We start from the raw sequence: 18,765 nt of genomic DNA, 5'->3' as shown, positions 1-18,765 counted from the left end.
TTTCTAGTTCGAACTGTCTTTCACAGGCTTATCTACAAGTGTCCAGACGTTACTCAATTGTATCGCTGGGCATTGGTTGCAAGTTAGCATCTCGCCCTGTTGTTGAATGCGCATCACTAGTCTAGAGTCAGTTCGACTGCTTCCAGAATTGAACTCAATGGTGATCAAGTCATCATCAACACGATAGGTTCGAGTAACGGAATTATCCGTTGTTTGATAAGTCACTTGCCCGGATTCAAAAAGTAGATAACTGTCATTATCTTCGTTCTCATACATACCTTTGAACAGAGCAAGTTGTGGTACTTCGAAGGGTCGACTGGTGTCGGTTAAACAGCCCGTCAGCAATAGTGCGCTACTGCAGCAGAGTATAAGTGAATGATGGCTATTCATTTGGGCATCCTTGCCTAGAGAACATGGTTAAAGGATATGCAACCAAATCGATATTTCCCAGAAAGCGTTGATTTTAATGCAAAGTCATATTTTAAGAACCACTCGCCTTCACCATTAAGTAGTACGAGATATTCAGCCAGCATCTCGACAGGCTCATGGCTAAATCGCTTGCTAGTCTTGCTCTCTTCCCTCTATCACCAATAAGTGCTGTTTACGTTCTACGCCACCTGCATAACCCGTCAGTTTGCCGTTTTTACCAATCACACGGTGACACGGCACAATCACTGAAACCGGATTTTTGCCATTCGCCAAACCCACAGCACGAACGGCTTTCGGATTGCCTATCGCATCGGCCAGTTGTGCATAGCTCCAAGTCTCTCCATAAGGAATGGTCGTCAGCGCCTGCCAAACCGACTGCTGAAATGGCGTGCCCTTGGCTGCAATCGGCACAGAAAACTGAATAGCTTCGCCCGAGAAATAGCGATTAAGCTGCTCGATAGCCAATGCAAAGATCGGAAAGCTATCATCTTGAACACCCAACGGTTCCGGCTTGGTGGTATGTGTCTCGAACCAAAGGCCGAGCAAGCCTTCATCGTTCGCCTGTAACGTCACGGTTCCCAATGGGCTCTCATAGTAAGTAAAACGGTTGTCCATGATATCTCCTAGCTTAGTATTCCGATTAAGACTGATTCCAACAGTGGAACGTGGCGTAACTACCCCAAGGCGAAACACTCTCCGTGTTGATGGCGGGGCGATGCTCAATAAACTTCTTCACCACCAAGTCACCAACCAACAGATGATTAGGTTCGCTTAACCCGCGAAGCAGTGCATATTGAATAGTCCAAGGCCCAATCCCTTTTAGCTCAATCCATTTGGAAGGATGCTCAGCTTCATTGTCGACCATGTATTCGGCAAAACGCTTTAGGGTCTCTTTGCGGCTTCCCGGCATTCTCAAGAAGCTAACATCAGCGTCCGCTATCTGTTTTGGTGTTGGGAAGCTGGCTTTCTCATGTTCATCAGAAAGCTCTTTGACCAATAAGTTAAGCTGACCAATCGCCGCGGTTACCGAAACTTGCTGTCCTAGAATCGCTCTCACGCCTGCCTCCCAAGCACTCCACACGCCAGGAATACGGATACCACTCTTAGCCACCAAGTTAGGATCGATAGTCGTAAAGAACGTCTCAACCTTGGCAATATCGACATCAAGATCAAACATACGGCGGATATTCGCAATCAAGCTTCTTAATTGGCTTATATCATCCAACTCGAATTCAATATCCAAGCGGTTATCTTTGGCTAAAGTCGCCTTGAACCAACCCTTTGACCCGTTCACATTTACCGTGCGCTTATAATAATCTTCGCCAACGCCTTCTAAGCCCTCAATCATTCTTCGTCGATAAAACCTCAACAAGTGGTTCCAATCTAAGGGTCCATGAAAACCAAGCTGAATATGATTACTCTGAGTGTCACTTGGCTTCGCTCGCCTAATTTGGCTTGGCGAAAGCTGCAGCTCTTTTTGAAAGGCATCATTAAAACGGCGCGTACTATTGAAGCCACTAGCAAAGCCGACATCAGTAATGCTCATGCTACTGGTGTGCAGCAACTGCTTGGCAAACATCAATTGACTGTACAGACTATATTGCTTGGGTGACACGCCGATGTAATTGTCGAATAAGGTTCGTAAATAACGATCTGAAATACCTAACCGCGTTGCAAGGTCGACGATAGATCCTGAATTCAGAGCGCCATTATCAATCAACTGCATCGCACGTAAGAAAGTGGTTTCGACGCCCTTCCAAGCCGGCGAAAAAGGTGCGCTGTCTGGTCGACAACGTAAACAAGGACGATATCCCGCTTTCAATGCTTGAGCTTGATGGGAAAAATATTCGACGTTTTCTTCTTTGGGTGGTGTGGCTGGGCAAATCGGGCGACAAAAAATTCCTGTCGTTTTCACCGCTGTAAAAAACATCCCATCAAAGCGAGCATCTCGTGCATATCGAGCCAAATGGCACTGCTCACTGGTTAAGCTGCTGTTGTGATTGATCTTTTTCGACATGCCGTACTCTTCCCACTTACCATAGCGTTTGATCCGATACCTAAAAGTTTACCGTGAACCACCATTGTCGCTAGCCACTTTCGGAAGCGAAGGTCAGATAAATCACAAAAAAGGGTTTTAATTTTATTCAATTCGACTAAATTTAACCTAGAGAGGACATTCTTCTCACAACGTCAACGATCGGTACTTAGCACGCCAAGATGCAGAGACCTATCGAATATAAAAAGGAAAAGGCTATGGTTCTACACACATGTCGTATTGTTTTATCAAATCAACAGGTTCTCACCAGTCAATCAGTCGAGCAGTCTCTAAGCTTTCTTGAAGACAAAGCGGACAACGGGATTTCTATGATCGAGATTGACGCAACGGATGGCAATCAAATCCATTCGTACATGTCACACTCTCTTGAAGAGTCTATTGAGAATCTAATGAACCTATAGGGCTTTTAATAAAGGCTACACATACCAGGCTTAAAAGATATTTATGGAATTAGAAACGATCTCTAGTTCCGAAAAGAAGTACATTTCTGGTTTAAAACAAAAATGGCTCCCAACTATACAATTAGTTGGGAGCCATTTTTTATTGAATCTAATCAGCAAAGCCACTGCTTACCGCGAATGCCGTTACTCAGGTGCTTGTTCAGCGGCTTGCTGCAATGTGTAAGCCGTCGATGGGTCAATCTCATTAACCAACTTCTCAACCTGCATGATCGCATCAACCGAGGTACTGCTTTTACGGTAGCTCAGATAAATTGGGAGATACCAGTCTTCAACCCCTTTCACCTTGTGCAGCTGACCCGAATCGATAAAAGGTTCGACTAGAGACACCGGAAGATACGCACTGCCGCCTTTCTCTAAAATGAAATCGAGGGCGATACGGGCTGTAGAGGTACGTAGGTACGGTGCTGGCACTTTAGGGTGACGTTCTGCGTGTTCAGAACCAAAGCGCGTTCCCCAATCCACATAAACATACTTATGTTGAAATACAGATTCCAGATCATCTTGCTGCGTTGATACCAACACCAAAACCAAGTCAGCGACTTTTTTACAGTTCAGCTCTTCTGCTTTGATCTGATCGAACGCGAAAGCCATATCTAAGGTTCGTTCTAACAAATTACGGTTCAGTTGCTCGCGCCCCATCACCTCTGCCATAAAGCCGTAACCACCAAAAGAGTCGGTTACCACACTTAAACAGTTTTGCAGATACGCATCCCAAATATTCGGCGTGCCGCCCAGCGTTAACTGCAAGGCTTTACCACTCTCTAACGACAGCTCAAATTTGGCTTGTTGTAGGGTGGACACCATCACTTCGGCATAACCAATCAAACGTTCACCGGAAGATGTGAGTTTGATGTTATTGCGGTCACGAATGAAGAGCTGAGTATCAAAATAGCCTTCAAGCTGTTTGATCCGCGCACTCACCGCCGCTTGTGTTAAATACAAGTTTTCAGCTGCACGCCCAAAATGGCGCACCCTTGCAACCTCAAGAAAGGTTCTAAATACTTTCACATCCATCAAATACATCTCTGTAATAAATCTGCTAACTAGCCGATCTAGGATTGTTTATCGTAAAGGCAAAAACATTTTGTTTCCTATTTTAGCCTTTTAACAATATTTTCGCGTGAGCAATAAACACTAATTTCTATCTAACCACATTACTGAGGCTGATATGTCTGAGACCGAATTCCGACACGGAAAAAAACGTTTTTATGACACCATTAAATTCCCGAGAGGGTTCGCTAAGTCGGGTGATTTTACTCTTTCAGAAGAGGAAATCCTAACCTTGTTTGGTGACACTATGCTTGCACTTGAAACTGGTGAACTAGCACCAATCAATGCAGAAGAAAAACACTTCATTAAAGTGTTGTCTCACCCTCATAAGGCAAAGTCCAAGTTAGAGCGTGTTTGGTTGAAGTACATTCAACTGGCTCGTGGACGCCGTCGCTTTCACACCCTAAACGGCTGCAAACGCGGCGACGTATCTAGGGAAGAATACGAAAGTGAGTTAGTGTTAGAAGATTAGTAAAATCGCTCAAAGTGATACCTCATCACTTTGGGCTTTTTTTTGCCTTCAAACACACATCTTCTTTTTAATTGGTAAGTTTAGCCAACCTATCCATTTTTACCAATATTTATATACAATTCATAGCGATAGCGTGACTAAAACACAGCTCTCGTTCAATCTTATGGGTATTCATCATCCCACTGAGATTCATCGTTCTTCATCCTGCCCCTGTCTTTTATCACGATAGCGCTCCATTGCCATCATTATTTTTCTAGTTTCAACTATACGCTCAACGCTTGTTTATACTCGAAACACGTTAATGCACCAAAATTCGTCAATGGTTCGAGCGATGCCATTATTGCAATAATCGTATCAAGGCATAGAAACACACCAACCCTTTCAGGTGCTGAATTAGATCAACATTGCTGTATATGACAAACGTATTAATCTTGTTTAACGCCACCAAATATCCATACAATAATTGTGCAATTTTGAGAGTTCCAGTCACAGTTACGACGAAAAAAGCAAAAACTTGACCTAAAACAATAGCGGAACTGGATAACTTATTTTATAATGCGAATTAATGTTTCAGAACACTATAAAATTTTATTTCTAGGGGCAAAATCAATGAGACTTATTCCATTAAGCAACAAAGCTAAAGTAGGTAAATGGGCTGCTCGTCATATCGCAGATTCAATCAACAAGTTCGCTCCAACGGCTGAGCGTCCATTTGTACTAGGTCTTCCTACTGGTAGCACACCTCTAACTACTTACGCTGAGCTAATTGAACTTTACAAAGCTGGCGAAGTTAGCTTCAAGCACGTTGTAACATTCAACATGGATGAGTACGTTGGCATCGACCCTAACCACCCAGAGTCTTACCGCACATTCATGCACGAGAACTTCTTCAACCACGTTGATATCCAAGCAGAAAACATCAACCTGCTAGACGGCAAAGCTGAAGATATCGATGCTCACTGTGCAGCATACGAAGAGAAAATCCGTTCATACGGCAAAATCAACCTGTTCATGGGCGGCGTAGGCATCGACGGTCACATCGCATTCAACGAACCAGGTTCTTCTCTATCTTCACGCACTCGTATCAAAACGTTGACTGAAGACACTCGTATCGCGAACTCTCGTTTCTTCGATGGCGACATCAACCAAGTTCCTAAATACGCACTAACTATCGGTGTTGCTACTCTTCTAGATGCTGAAGAAGTGATGATCCTTTCTCTAGGCCACAACAAAGCTCAAGCGCTTCAAATGGCTATCGAAGGTTCTGTAAACCACATGTGGACTGTTACAGCTCTACAGATGCACCGTAAAGCTATCATCGTTGCTGATGAGCCAGCTCAACAAGAGCTAAAAGTTAAGACTCTACGCTACTTCCAAGAGCTAGAAGCTGAGAACATCCAAGACCTATAATTCCTATAGTCTTGAATAGCAGGGCGTTTTTATAAAGAGAGCGTCTTGAATAGAAAAAGCCACTGAATGTGGCTTTTTTTGTGCCTGCTGCTTTTGTATTTAATGGGAAGATATTTCGGATATTTTTTAGAAGCACAAAAACAACAAAGCGATTTCTCCAACGAGAGAAACCGCCATCATTTTAATCTTTGTATTGAAACGAACGAACAGCTACAAGTTATGTAGGATGTGAAACAAGATAAGCAGAGCTGCAAACTAGAGCTAAGAGCTCAGCGCGTTATCTCGGCATAGGGTAGTGATAATGTCAGTGATAGCTAATACGATCGTCGACTTCACCTTTTGATTATGTCGCCCCAAGAACATTTCAAGCATTGGGCCAGACATCGTTTCCACCATCTCCGCGTCATATTCGATAGGCATAATACGCTGAATCGCGTGCACCTTGTTGAGCTCAAATATCACATCAACTTCTGTAAAGCTGGTGTCTTCACCCTGTATTTTCGCCCACTCTTTCAAGGTAACGAAAACCTCTAGATCATCGTAGAGTTCTTTACTGATCACGCCAAGTCCGAGTAGCAACTTAGCACGAATCATGATCTCGCCTAACGGCCCACCACTGTTGAGAAGTGGCTCGACAACGAACTTAATTGCAGTGTCGTCTTTCTTAAAGATGTTTTTTAATACGGCATCTACCGTGTCGTCCAATGCATCATAAGCAGCCATTAGGCAAGCGCTAGCACTCTCAGCTTCCGAAAGGGCTTCGAGTAATTCAGTTTCATGGCTTGTTTGTATTGGCATAACGGCTCGACAATAAGAAAGTGCCACTGGTGTGGCACTTTGATGGTTTATCATTTCAATGCTAGATAAGCTTCTTCCGCTAGTTTAACAACTTCTGAGTCACTATTCAGCTCAGAATAATGCGCTAATGTCTCAGCAAAGCCTTTTTCTGCGAACATTGCTTGAAGTTCAACCGCTTGTGGGTCGTCTTCGTTCTTGTAATGGAACGCAGCAGCGATTGCTTTTACTAGGTGAGCATTCGGTAGGCCGTACTCTAATGTACCGTTTAGAGGCTTAACTAGGCGGTCTTGCGGGCTCAGTTTACGAATTGGCTGACGACCAACGCGGTCTACTTCATCACGTAGGAACGGGTTAGCAAAACGACCTAGAATCTTTTGGATGTAGGCAGCGTGTGCTTCTGGATCAAAGCCGTAACGCTTAATCAGAACCGCACCACTCTCTTCCATCGTCGCTGTTACTTCAGCGCGGATTACGTCATCTTCGATAGAGTCTTTAATAGTCTCATGACCTGCAAGCACACCAAGGTATGCCGTTACCAAGTGACCTGTGTTTAGCGTGAACAGTTTACGCTCAACGAAAGCCATTAGGTTATCAGTGCATTCCATTCCTGGGATGTTTGGAATCTCACCTTTGAATTGTGTTTGATCTACGATCCACTCGCTGAACGTTTCAACCGTTACCGCTAGAGGATCTGTTTCGCCCGCTTCTGCCGGTGGAACAATACGGTCAACCGCAGAATCAACAAAGCCAATGTACTCTTCAGTGAACGCTTTCATTTCATCAGAAAGGTGCTCTAACACGGCTGCTTTTAATTGGCTAGTACCGCGAACCATGTTCTCTGCCGCGATGATGTTCATTGGTGCAGTGTTGTTTGCTGCTGCACGCTTTTCAATGCCTTGAGCGATAGACTTAGAGATGATTTTAAGAACCGTAGGGCCCACTGCAGTCGTCACAAGATCAGACTCAGCAATGCAATCTACTACTGCGCTTGTCGCTGAGTTTACTGCTGTCACGTTCTTAACAACTTCGACAACACACTCTTCGCCAACAATCTTAACTGGGTATTCTTGGCGTTCAATTAACGCATTTACAACCGTTTCATTTACGTCAGCAAACGTAACCTTCATACCAGCATCAGAAAGAAGCTTACCAATGAAACCACGACCGATATTACCTGCACCAAAATGTAACGCTTTCATAATTTTGACCTTATAAATATTTGAATCTAGATAGCTAACTGCTCAACAACATGCCTTGACGATGTGCCCTAGGCATTAAGCAGTAAGCTATTCAGACTGAATCTTGTTAGAAAGATTAAGACCGAAAATGAGGCCAGTAGGGGGATACCGGCCTCCTTCACTCAGGAGCTTGACTAGAGCTTTTTAGTTTCCGTTGAGAATACGTAGAACATCAGCAGGGTTTGTTGTGTTCTGTAGGCATTCCACAGCTTCTTCATCATCGAGTGAATTGGTAATCGCCATCAGCACCATGTTGTGCTCATCGCCTTGTGCGGCAATACCGATAACCATCTTCGCGATATCATCTTCATCTTCGCCCCACTGAATACCTTCAGGGTACTGACAGAAAACGATGCCGGTTTTTTGTACGTACTGTTTCGCTTCGATTGTGCCGTGTGGTACTGCGATAGACTCACCTAGGTAAGTAGACACAAGCTCTTCACGAGCAAACATGCCATCTACGTATTCTGGTGATACGTTGCCAAGTTTTACTAATTGTTCGCCAGCAAACTTGATTGCGTCTTCTTTTTGAGTCGCTTTAAGGCCAAGGAAGATGCTGTCGTCAGTGAGTGCAAGCTTGTTGCCTTCTTGCGCTGGAGCTGCTGCAGGAGCCGGAGCTTCTACTTTCGCTTCACCACTTTGAGCATCGACAAGCTCGGCAACTAGTTGGTCGTATACGCCGCCGTCTAGGAAGTTGCTTAGAGACATATGCATCGCACCTGGCACAGTGCTACGAGCACGGTCTGTTAGGTCTTTATGCGTAATAACGATTTGCGAATCAGCCGGTAGGTTGTTGATTGCGTAGTTGGTTACTTCAATGTCTAGGCCAGCTGTTGCTACTTTCTTACGTAGTAGACCTGCACCCATTGCACTTGAACCCATACCCGCATCACACGCTACATAAACTGCTTTTACATCCGCTAGGTTTACGTTTGCTTCTGCTGCTGCACCTTTAGAAGACGCTTTCATGTCTTTCATTTGTGCAGAAGCTTTCTCTAGTGAATCTTCCTCATCATCTTGCGCTGATGTTTTAAGAAGGATTGACGCTACAACAAACGATACTGCCGTTGCTGCGATAACAGATAGAATCACGCCGATGTAAGAGCCTTTTGGCGTCATCAGTAAGACTGCGAAGATAGAACCTGGAGATGCTGGAGAGATAAGGCCAGAATCGAACATTACGTTAGTGAATACACCCGCCATACCACCTGCGATTACCGCAAGAATTAGACGTGGGTTCATTAGAACGTAAGGGAAGTAAATTTCGTGGATACCCCCTAGGAAGTGGATGATAGATGCACCAGCAGCAGATTGCTTCGCGCTACCTTTACCAAACACCATGTAAGCAAGTAGAAGACCAAAACCAGGACCTGGGTTTGCTTCGATTAGGAAGAAGATAGAGCGACCCATCTCTTCAGATTGCTGGATACCTAGTGGAGAGAAGATACCGTGGTTGATTGCGTTATTTAGGAATAGAATTTTCGCAGGTTCAACAAAAATAGATGCTAGAGGTAGTGCACCCGCTTCTACCATTGCGTTTACGCCAGCCGCAAGTCCGCCAGACAGAATCTTAACCGCAGGACCAATCACGATGAACGCGATGATCGCACAGATCATGCCGATGATACCCGCAGAGAAGTTGTTCACTAGCATTTCGAAACCACTCTTCACTTTACCGTGAACAGCTTCATCGAATTTCTTAATTGCGATACCACCTAGTGGACCTACAATCATTGCACCCATGAACATTGGGATATCAGTACCAACGATAACACCCATTGTTGTGATAGCGCCCACTACCGCACCGCGGTCACCACCAACCATTTTACCACCGGTGTAACCAATCAATAGTGGCAGTAGGTATGTAATCATAGGACCAACCATTGATGCTAACGTTTCGTTAGGCCACCAACCCGTTGGGATGAATAGTGCAGTAATGAAACCCCACGCAATAAATGCGCCGATGTTTGGCATTACCATATTGGATAAGAAACGACCAAAGTTTTGAACCTTAATCTTTGCTTCTGGTGATAACATAGGTAGAACCCCGTAATGTATTGGTTGGTCAAATGACCGAAAGTGTGTACTCAAAAGTCGATTAAAATGTATCACAACATTTCCAAAATGCACCTTAGCCCAACTTTCGTGATAGCCATCACACACGAAAAACACTTTCGGGTTAACAAGCACACCTTAGATCACAAAAACACCATGAATTTAAATTACAAAGCCAAATTAATGAGAATAAATATCATTAACACAAGATCTAGATCACACTTTATTTTGTAATACTTAAAAATAAATAGTGATCAGAATCACATTTAATAAAATATAGCATCTAAGATCTATATAAACCGTATAAAAGAACATCGTGTCACGTATATAAAATATGCACCCAGATGAGCAAAATCGAGATATCTGTAATTTAATTACAGGTTGGGCTACATTTTGCTAAACATACAAAACGAGACCTAACGCTCTACTAAAAACATAGACCACTGAACTGCAGTTAGCATTGATAGATGTGATATGGTATTTACCAACGCTATCGCATCATATATATATCCAACACCCATCAGCTGATCACTCCGCTATTTGAGAAAAGACTATGTCAGACAAAATTTCCACATCCGCACTCGCTAAACAAAAAGGCATAGAAGCTAAAGCTTTATTTAGCGATCTAAAAACAGCGGGCTATATAGTGCGTTCACAAGAGCGTTGGATTCTCACAGAACGGGGAGAAAGCTTTGGTGGGGAATATGTCGAACACAAGAAGTTTGGTGTCTTTATTGTCTGGCCAGAGAAACTGCTTATCGATTTGGACTCATTCTCAGGAAAAACACTCACCGCCACCCAGCTTGGCAGTGCCTTTCAACTCAGCGCAAAGAAAATCAACTTACTGCTCAACGAGCTTGGTTGGATAACAAAAGAAGAAGACGGTTGGCATGTCACCTCTACAGGCTTAAAAGCCGGAGGTGAACAAAGAGAAGACAAAGCGACTCAAAACTTATTCGTGGTATGGCACAACTCATTGGTTCGCAATAAACGTTTAAAGCAGTCTGTTGTTGAATTCCTAGGGCATGATGCTGAAAGCCACTCGACCGATGTGTCATTCTCCAGTTTTCGTCAGAAATTTGAGGCGAAGCACCGAAGCTTAGACGGGCATTATGTTCGATCAAAGGGAGAGCTGATCATTGATAACTGGCTTTATATGGCAGGAGTGGTCCATGCGTACGAGCGTCCGCTTCCGATATCAAAAGAAGTGATCAGCGATTTTTATCTACCAAGTGGCAAAGTATACATCCAGTTCTGGGGAACTGATTCTGCGCCAATCGCCGAAAATAAACGTGAAGCTACGAGAAAAATCTATGAAGAGCATGGTTTTGGTTTAATCGAAATCACGCCAGAAGATATCCCCAACCTAGACAGCGTACTTCCGCCATTATTGCGCCAATATGGTATCAAAGCGTACTAAGCTACTGAATCTAGAGATTCCACCTCCATTAAGATCACACTTATTGAATCATTATGGACATTATTAACCATAGTGATTTGATATGTTCGCTATTTTTCCCGAGTCATTCTTCTATTATCTTACACCCATCGACTTGAGCTACCGCAGATACTCGATTTATTGGGGCATGTTCGATAACTATTTAGACGTTCAATCTATAGAGATTCGTTTAAATTGGTTATCCGTTTATTGTTGACGTGACTGAACATAAAACCCTACAACATTTATTATTGATAGATATTAGGATTCAACATGACTCATCCAATCATTACTGATCTAAACACTCGTTACACAGCTAAAAAATACGATGCAGAAAAGCGCATCTCTGCGGAAGACATGGAAGTAATTAAAGAAGCACTTCGCTTGTCAGCTTCTTCTATCAACTCTCAGCCTTGGAAATTCATCATCATTGAGAGTGACGCAGCAAAACAACGCTTCCACAATACTTTCGAAAACATGTTCCAGTTTAACCAACCACATGCGAAAGAAGCGTCACATACAATCCTGTTTGCTCACGATCCTAAGTACACTAAAGAGAAATTCGCAAAGCGTGCTGACACAGAAGTAAGCTCTGGTCACCTACCCGCTGAAATGTACGAGCAGTTCTTAGGTGCTTACGCATTCGCAGAAATGAACACAGACGAAACAGGTTTCAACGGTAACTGGACTAAGTCTCAAGTTTACATCGCACTAGGTAACACACTGCACACACTAGCTCGTCTAGGTATCGCTTCAACACCTATGGAAGGTGTAGATGCAGCTATGATCAGCGAAGAGTTTGCTGACGAACTAGAAGGTCACGTTGTTGATGTAGCTCTAGCTATCGGCTACCACAAAGACGGCGAAGACTACAACTACGGCAAACCAAAAGCGCGCCTAGCTCTTGATGAAGTCATTACAACACTTTAGGGCGTGTTGACCTTTCGTGGTTAAATTTTGTTCGGATGGGGACGCCTAGTCAAAAGCGTTTTAATCGCGGCGAGGGAGAAGTAGCCTAGTCATTCTAAGCAAACCTCCCTCAACAAAGAGTAAAACGCTTTTTGCGGTGGCGCCCAGCTCGAACCCTTCGGGCAGCGTTTGCTGGTCATTTCTACTGCGTTATCGGCTTCTCATGTAGGCTAGCTACACATCGATGCCTCTGCCTTGTATAAATACCCAGCAACTCACTGCAAAGATCAGCTCGAAAGATCAACACGCCCTAGTTATTGATGTGACAGAGCCCTAACCGCAGGGGTATCAGGCAAGAAAACCTCGATAAACAAGAACAAAAAAAGCCAGTCAACAGACTGGCTTTCTTGTGTTCATCTTAGTGCGATGAGCTCATCGCGTTTAAACAAAGGCGAACATTAACCGATAAACGAGATGTAACCTTGAAGGATAATCAGGTTAACGATATCGATAAAGAAGGCACCAACAATTGGCACCACCATGAACGCCTGTGGTGAAGGACCAAAACGGTTCACCAAAGAGCCCATGTTCATTACCGCTGTTGGTGTTGCACCTAGGCCGAAACCACAGTGACCACCCGCCATAACCGCTGCGTCGTAATTAGAACCCATTACTTTGAACGTCACAAAGTAAGAGAAGATACCTAACACAACCGCCTGAACCGCCAGGATAACCAAGAACGGAATCGCAAGGTCAAATATGTTCCAAAGCTTAAGGCTCATTAGCGCCATTGCTAGGAACAGTGACAATGACACCGTACCAAGAATATCGACCGTTTCGCTGTCAGTCTTATGCAGCTTAGTCACTTCAAACACGTTAGTGATGAACACACCGATAAACAACGCGTAAACGAAGTCAGGAATCATCAACCAAGAAATTTCAAAAGTCGCCACCCACTGCTCTAGGTACTTCGCACCCGTGATACAGATAAGAAGGATGAACAACACTTCAATCACCTTCTTCGCCGTCACTTTGTCTTCTTCATACTCGTTGTAAGTAACAAGTTCAGGGAAGCGTTCATGTGTTTGCGTGCCAGTGCCGTACTCAGATTCAAGCTGGTTTTTATCAATCAGCTTTTGCGCCACTGGGCTACCGATAATACCACCGATGATCAAACCAAAGGTCGCTGAAGCCATCGCGATTTCTAGCGTATTTGCAATGCCAAACGTGTCTGCAAAAGTTTGAGACCAAGCCGCGCCTGTGCCGTGACCGCCCGAAAGGGTGATAGAGCCAGCAATCAAACCCATCAAGGGTTCAAGGCCTAGTGCCGTAGCTAAGGTTACGCCTACACCGTTTTGGATAATGATGTAAACCGACGCTACCCCTAAGAATAGGAATACCTTAGCACCACCTTTTATCAGCTGCGTGTAGTTCGCCGCAAGACCGACCGTTGCAAAGAACATCAACATAAACGTGTTCTGCAGGGGCAAGGAAAACTCAAGATCAAGGCCGTTAAAGTGCAGGGCTGTAATAGCAAAAGCGACAATCAAGCCGCCGACAATGGGCTCTGGAATGTTGTACTTTTTGAGAATCGGAAGCTTTGCATTGACGAAATGACCTAGAAACAAAACACTAATCGCGATTAGGAAGGATTCTAGTGGTCCAATTGAAATTAATTGATTCATATAACCTCTATTTTTTTACGTTCTCATCTTCCCTAATGAGTCTAGTTTTATCTGTAATTATTTGTGCTGCTCTACCTATATTTATACAAACTGGAGAGAAAGTGTGGATTCGAAAAGCGAACACATTACTGCGATCGCTTAGTACCATGTTAGTAGCACGTTAACTTTTATAGGAGATAAAAGGATTTGTGACAACAATCACCTCCTAAAAGTTGAAAACGGCGTGAGTATCTATGCCGCTGACTCTGCTTTCTTAATACCTAAAAAAGCAAAAAGGAGCTATTTCTAGCTCCTCTTTCATCACCATCGCTGGTAATTAGAATTTTTTCGGTGCGTAACCAGTCATAACCTCAATGCGAAGTTCTTTACCGATCTTCGTCATTGGGTGAACAATTACGAGTCCTTTAACAGACTTTTTAAGTTTACCCATATCCGCTTGCTCAGCCTTAGTGATCTCACGGCTAAATGGCATATCAACCAGAGACTTACGCTCTTGGTTCACATCATAGCTTTCTTTGTGTTTAAGCTGGGCAATTTTCTTAGTTAGCTTCTTAATCTCTTCCTCGAACTGACGAACAACAGGACGATCATTACGAGTTTTAGCAGCATCTAACTTGTGGCGACACTTGTCTAGACGGTTGTTAATTTGTTGAAGTTCGTTTTTAACACTCATAATAATTTCCTAAGATTAAACAAGCCAATTCGGATTGGGGCGCGGAGTATAGCACAAGGGTTGTGTTGAACCGAAATTTATCTGTTAATTACCAATAGAAACGAATCACATCGACACCGCTCATTCAGCTTACTTATTCTTTGTGGCGAATCTCTAAGCGGATTATTCATTGATAGGATAGCGCCTACTTCAAAAATTGCAGTCCTCGATGCATCAAAATTCCGTCTAAACTTATACTCTAACGCAATAACTAAATCAGGGTACACAGCTTGGAGTTGTTACCCCCAGCACGACTCTGAATCGCAACGTAATCACAAGGATAGCCGATGACATTATTGAAACGAACATTGACCTGCAGCCTAGCCCTGAGTGCAATGTTTGCCACAACTTATGCATCTAGTGAACAAGCCACCCAAAGTAACCTAATCGTCGAGTACTCTACACCGCAAAATACCGAAGAAGAGCAGCTCAAACGAGAGATTCAAAGCAGTGGCGTTAATGACACCGTGGTCGACCTATCAAACCAACTCTTCATGTTTGAGAAGCCATTAACCATTCAATATGGCGGGGAAGAAGGACCACTCTACGATCCACAAACCCATCAAGTACTGATCCCTTACAGTTTTTACGCTGAGTCACTCAATTACTTTGAGAAGAACCAATACGAAAAAGAGTATGGGAAATCTGCGCAAACCGGCGCTATTGATACCTTGCTGCACACCCTGCTACACGAGACTGGGCATGCGTATATCGAAGATCAGAACATTGCCATATTGGGCAAAGAAGAAGATGCGGTTGATAACCTAGCAACCGTGCTACTGCTTAACTACGTAGAGCATGGGGCCGACGCTGCTATCAGCGCTGCAGACATGTTCGCTTTCGAGTCAGAAGACCGCCCAGAGTATTACGACTTGGGGGAATACATCGACGAGCACAGTTTCGACCTGCAGCGTTACTTCTCCACGTTATGCTTGGTGTATGGCAGCGATCCCGATGCCTATAAGAACTTGCTCGATGAAGTGGAAAACGACTATTTGAAAGACAGAAAAGAGTTCTGCGTTGAGCACTTTGACGTGATCAATGAAAATTGGCATCAGTATTTAAAAAAGAGTGACGATGCTTAGATGCTTAGATGCTTAGATGCTTAGATGCTTAAAGGTTAGTGTCGAGAACTAGGAAAACGGCTTTGGCATCAAATTCCAAAGCCGTCACTCGATAGATTGGCTTAAGTCTTACGTGTTAAGAGTTAAGAGTTAAGAGTTAAGAGTTAAGAGCTTAAACCCTAGACGTTCACTTTGTACTTCAGATCTTGAGCTTCATCGCCGGTCATCCCTCGAAATCCCCAGCAATGCGATGGCTGTTCCTTAATGGAAATTTCAATATCAATTGGAGAGATAGCTAACTGCTTCTCTATCTCAGAAAATATCTTCTTAATTAAGCGCTTTTTGGTGTTTACCGCTCGACCTTCCATCATATTTATCTCAATGACGGTATAGGCTTCTGTTCTTCCTTCCGGGTAAAAGAAGTCATCTCGTTCCAATGGCACAAACCGATGTGCTCGCTTGTCATCGGGTAAACCCATTTCACTGTTCAAGCACTGCTGCAACACATTAGAGAGCTGCAACTTAATTGGATTTAAGCACTCTTTGATACCATAAATAACAATCATGACCATTCCTTTGATGCGATGTTAGGTATAGAAGAACGTCAGATAGAAGCATCGTCTGGCAACTACCCATTCGCTTACTATTTGTTCATATATTACCTAATGACGCGTATGAGAAAAGGTAAAAACAATGAATTTATGAACAGGTGCAACAAAATATCTATCCCTTTGCGAACATAAGCCGAAGCGAATTGATCGAACACCACCCTCCCCGCGTATATCTTCTCGAATCACATCTGAACTAAGGAGTACTATGTGCCGAATTCACCTAGGAAGACCACGCGGACAGACGCCGAACCAGAAACACCCGTAGAGTCTTCTCTGGAGCTCGCTGTGTTTCCCCTCCCCATCTTCCTTTTACCGGGAGGCAGACAAAGACTGCGCATTTTTGAGCCAAAGTATCTCGCGATGGTCGCTCACGCAGCGCAGGGCGATGGTTTCATTATCGCCACTCAAGACAAATCTAACTCTGATCATCTCAGCTCTTGGGGAACAAAGGTGACCATCGTCGACTTCAATATGTCGGACGACCAGATATTAGAAATTGATGTCGAAGGCGAAAAGTTGGTGCAATTGCATGGGTCGTTTCGAGACGATGATGACCTGATTAAAAGTAAGTTCAGCTTGTTGCCTCACTGGCCTACCGATGAATATAAAGTGCCTAACGTGTTTACCGCTTTTTTGGTTCAGTTGTTTCGCGACCACGATTCGATAAGAACACTCTATCCCACTCCTGATTTTGAGAGCCCACAATGGATCTGTGCGCGATTGCTCGAAATGATGCCTATCCCACTGGAAAAGAAAACAGAATTTACTGAGCCAGCCAGTTTTCCGTCTCTAGTTCCTTTTTTGAATCAAATCATTACGGGGCAATAAGCACTTTTCTTCACTATAATTTTGTATAGTAGAAATTAATTTAAATTAAAGTGATCCCGACTTTCTCCTTTCACGTAGTGCCCATCAAATTCGCATGATGGTTAGTTACTATGCAAGTGGAAAGCAGAAGTTCAGGGAACGGCAAGGAGCATGTCATTATTCCCGATAACAAAGTACCTACAGACAACAAAGTACCGACAGAGCTCTCGAGCTGGCTGGTGTTGGTTGGTACAGACCGAGACAAGCAGGCGTTCACCTGTTTGTTCAAGTTCTTCGCTCCTAAGATCAAGCGTTTTGGTATCAGTAAGTTGGGTGGCGAAGCTGCTGCAAACGAGCTAGTTCAAGACACGATGACTAATGTTTGGAAGAAAGCACATCTCTACAATGTAGATAAAGGCGCTGCGACCACTTGGGTCTACACGGTAATGCGTAATGCAGCATTCGACATATTGCGCAAAGTGAAAGCGAAAGCCGAACAAACGATAGCCGACGATATCTGGCCAATCGATGCGATGGTAGCCGAGTCTCAAAGCGAAGATTTGCCATTCGGTGACCATTTGATGAGCCGACACGTAATGACTCAAATAGAAAAGTTGCCTCTCGCTCAGAAAACCATCGTCAAAGGCGTTTACTTTCAAGAGCTCTCTCAAGAGCAACTCGCTCAGCAACTTGGCGTCCCACTTGGAACAGTGAAATCACGTCTGAGACTCGCTTTAGCCAAATTAAAAGTTCACATGGGGGAACAAGACCATGATTAAACATCACCCAAACGCGGCAATCTTGAAAGACTTCGTCGATGGCACGTTGGCTGATTCAGTTTCTTTGATTGTTTCTAGCCATGTAGAGCTGTGTGAACACTGCCAACAACAAGTCAAGCAGCTTACAGCTGTAGCAGCGAATAATGCTTTTGACGCAGAGCCAGTATTCTCAAATGAAGATCTAGACAGCTTCTCAATGGACGACATGGACTTTGATTTTGACGCGATAGAGCAAATCACAGCTGATACTTCTCAGTCTGTTGAAGTGACTCCAGAGGTTCAGAAAGTAACTGTTGCTGACACGACATTCACAATCCCTCGCGCTCTAAACTCAGTAGCGAGAAAGGACTGGATGAACCTAGGCAAAATTTCACGAGCAAGACTCGATTTTGCTGACGAAGCACACCACACCAGCTTGTTGCACATCGACAAAGATGGACAAGTGCCTTGCCACACCCACAAAGGCTTCGAGATCACGCTTCTTCTAGAGGGCAGTTTCGAAGACGAAATGGGCGTTTACAACAAAGGTGACTTCATCTGGTTGGATGGCAATCACACTCATCAACCGGCAACAAAAGAAGGTTGTGTCTGTTTAACCGTTTCAAGTGATGCGCTTTACTTCACAAAAGGTGTGAGCCAACTATTCAATCCACTTGGAAAATATATCTATTAACCCAGTTGCAGGCTATAAATATACAGGATGGCATAAAGCTACCCTGTATATCGTCAATACATCTGAATAAAAACAACTACGGTGTCAAAGTAAAAACACACCCAGCTCTGTAAATACG

At 43.9% G+C, this 18,765-nt stretch carries 19 protein-coding genes; 9 read left to right on the top strand and 10 right to left on the bottom strand.

Annotated features, from left to right (window positions below):
• Positions 1 to 3 precede the first annotated feature (3 nt).
• From AB4623_RS10270 to AB4623_RS10260, 3 genes are all read right to left on the bottom strand, one after another.
• Positions 4 to 390: a hypothetical protein gene (locus AB4623_RS10270; RefSeq protein ID WP_372146343.1), complete on the bottom strand. Its 387-nt coding sequence runs from the start codon at positions 388 to 390 to the stop codon at positions 4 to 6.
• Between the two features lie 171 nt (positions 391 to 561).
• The gene (locus AB4623_RS10265) at positions 562 to 1,044 is read right to left on the bottom strand and encodes a methylated-DNA--[protein]-cysteine S-methyltransferase (RefSeq protein ID WP_017061521.1); all 483 of its coding nucleotides are present in this window, start codon (positions 1,042 to 1,044) and stop codon (positions 562 to 564) included.
• Positions 1,045 to 1,069: 25 nt separating this feature from the next.
• The gene (locus tag AB4623_RS10260; protein WP_017061520.1) at positions 1,070 to 2,446 is read right to left on the bottom strand and encodes an AlkA N-terminal domain-containing protein; all 1,377 of its coding nucleotides are present in this window, start codon (positions 2,444 to 2,446) and stop codon (positions 1,070 to 1,072) included.
• 236 nt (positions 2,447 to 2,682) lie between these two features.
• On the opposite strand from AB4623_RS10260, the gene AB4623_RS10255 reads away from it, so the two are divergent.
• Complete coding sequence (locus AB4623_RS10255) at positions 2,683 to 2,886, top strand: hypothetical protein (protein WP_017061519.1); 204 nt, start codon at positions 2,683 to 2,685, stop codon at positions 2,884 to 2,886.
• A 183-nt stretch (positions 2,887 to 3,069) separates the two neighbouring features.
• Here AB4623_RS10255 and AB4623_RS10250 read toward each other — a convergent pair whose 3' ends face one another.
• The gene (locus AB4623_RS10250) at positions 3,070 to 3,960 is read right to left on the bottom strand and encodes a LysR family transcriptional regulator (RefSeq protein ID WP_017061518.1); all 891 of its coding nucleotides are present in this window, start codon (positions 3,958 to 3,960) and stop codon (positions 3,070 to 3,072) included.
• A 154-nt stretch (positions 3,961 to 4,114) separates the two neighbouring features.
• Between AB4623_RS10250 and AB4623_RS10245 the strand changes: the two genes are divergently transcribed.
• Positions 4,115 to 4,468 (top strand): DUF413 domain-containing protein, encoded by a 354-nt coding sequence (locus AB4623_RS10245; RefSeq protein WP_017061517.1) that lies wholly within the window; start codon positions 4,115 to 4,117, stop codon positions 4,466 to 4,468.
• 609 nt (positions 4,469 to 5,077) lie between these two features.
• Positions 5,078 to 5,878, top strand: a complete 801-nt coding sequence (gene nagB / locus AB4623_RS10240; RefSeq protein WP_017057618.1) for a glucosamine-6-phosphate deaminase — start codon at positions 5,078 to 5,080, stop codon at positions 5,876 to 5,878.
• Positions 5,879 to 6,139: 261 nt separating this feature from the next.
• Here nagB and AB4623_RS10235 read toward each other — a convergent pair whose 3' ends face one another.
• The 3 genes from AB4623_RS10235 to AB4623_RS10225 form a co-directional block, all read right to left on the bottom strand.
• Positions 6,140 to 6,676 carry an MltR family transcriptional regulator gene (locus AB4623_RS10235; protein WP_198592367.1) on the bottom strand — a complete coding sequence of 179 codons (537 nt, stop codon included), beginning with the start codon at positions 6,674 to 6,676 and terminating at the stop codon, positions 6,140 to 6,142.
• Between the two features lie 50 nt (positions 6,677 to 6,726).
• Complete coding sequence (locus AB4623_RS10230; RefSeq protein ID WP_372146341.1) at positions 6,727 to 7,875, bottom strand: mannitol-1-phosphate 5-dehydrogenase; 1,149 nt, start codon at positions 7,873 to 7,875, stop codon at positions 6,727 to 6,729.
• Between the two features lie 183 nt (positions 7,876 to 8,058).
• Positions 8,059 to 9,951: a PTS mannitol transporter subunit IICBA gene (locus AB4623_RS10225; RefSeq protein ID WP_017066361.1), complete on the bottom strand. Its 1,893-nt coding sequence runs from the start codon at positions 9,949 to 9,951 to the stop codon at positions 8,059 to 8,061.
• Positions 9,952 to 10,522: 571 nt separating this feature from the next.
• On the opposite strand from AB4623_RS10225, the gene AB4623_RS10220 reads away from it, so the two are divergent.
• Positions 10,523 to 11,389, top strand: coding sequence for a glycerol kinase (locus tag AB4623_RS10220; protein WP_372146339.1), 867 nt, complete (start codon positions 10,523 to 10,525; stop codon positions 11,387 to 11,389).
• Positions 11,390 to 11,680: 291 nt separating this feature from the next.
• Positions 11,681 to 12,337: an NAD(P)H-dependent oxidoreductase gene (locus AB4623_RS10215; RefSeq protein WP_104216093.1), complete on the top strand. Its 657-nt coding sequence runs from the start codon at positions 11,681 to 11,683 to the stop codon at positions 12,335 to 12,337.
• Between the two features lie 437 nt (positions 12,338 to 12,774).
• On the opposite strand, the gene gltS is transcribed toward AB4623_RS10215, so the two are convergent.
• Together gltS and AB4623_RS10205 are read right to left on the bottom strand one after the other, a co-directional pair.
• Entirely contained in the window at positions 12,775 to 14,001 is a 1,227-nt protein-coding gene (gene gltS, locus AB4623_RS10210) for a sodium/glutamate symporter (protein WP_017060972.1), read from the bottom strand.
• Between the two features lie 316 nt (positions 14,002 to 14,317).
• Positions 14,318 to 14,674 carry a YibL family ribosome-associated protein gene (locus tag AB4623_RS10205; RefSeq protein WP_017060971.1) on the bottom strand — a complete coding sequence of 119 codons (357 nt, stop codon included), beginning with the start codon at positions 14,672 to 14,674 and terminating at the stop codon, positions 14,318 to 14,320.
• 326 nt (positions 14,675 to 15,000) lie between these two features.
• On the opposite strand from AB4623_RS10205, the gene AB4623_RS10200 reads away from it, so the two are divergent.
• Positions 15,001 to 15,798, top strand: coding sequence for a DUF4344 domain-containing metallopeptidase (locus AB4623_RS10200; protein ID WP_017060970.1), 798 nt, complete (start codon positions 15,001 to 15,003; stop codon positions 15,796 to 15,798).
• Between the two features lie 158 nt (positions 15,799 to 15,956).
• Here AB4623_RS10200 and AB4623_RS10195 read toward each other — a convergent pair whose 3' ends face one another.
• A complete protein-coding gene (locus AB4623_RS10195) occupies positions 15,957 to 16,343 on the bottom strand; it encodes a tautomerase family protein (RefSeq protein ID WP_017072356.1) in 387 nt (128 codons plus the stop codon).
• 252 nt (positions 16,344 to 16,595) lie between these two features.
• Between AB4623_RS10195 and AB4623_RS10190 the strand changes: the two genes are divergently transcribed.
• From AB4623_RS10190 to AB4623_RS10180, 3 genes are all read left to right on the top strand, one after another.
• Entirely contained in the window at positions 16,596 to 17,216 is a 621-nt protein-coding gene (locus AB4623_RS10190) for an LON peptidase substrate-binding domain-containing protein (protein WP_017065084.1), read from the top strand.
• 110 nt (positions 17,217 to 17,326) lie between these two features.
• Positions 17,327 to 17,974 carry a sigma-70 family RNA polymerase sigma factor gene (locus AB4623_RS10185; RefSeq protein WP_372146337.1) on the top strand — a complete coding sequence of 216 codons (648 nt, stop codon included), beginning with the start codon at positions 17,327 to 17,329 and terminating at the stop codon, positions 17,972 to 17,974.
• Positions 17,967 to 18,647: a ChrR family anti-sigma-E factor gene (locus AB4623_RS10180; RefSeq protein WP_017060966.1), complete on the top strand. Its 681-nt coding sequence runs from the start codon at positions 17,967 to 17,969 to the stop codon at positions 18,645 to 18,647. The genes AB4623_RS10185 and AB4623_RS10180 overlap by 8 nt, the downstream gene beginning before the upstream one ends.
• The last annotated feature ends 118 nt before the right edge of the window (positions 18,648 to 18,765 follow it).

Source organism: Vibrio sp. 10N.222.52.C12, assembly GCF_041474215.1.
Taxonomy (GTDB): Bacteria; Pseudomonadota; Gammaproteobacteria; order Enterobacterales; family Vibrionaceae; genus Vibrio; species Vibrio crassostreae_C.
The sequence above is the reverse complement of the archived record's forward strand: the minus strand, read 5'-3'. Positions and strand labels throughout refer to the sequence as shown.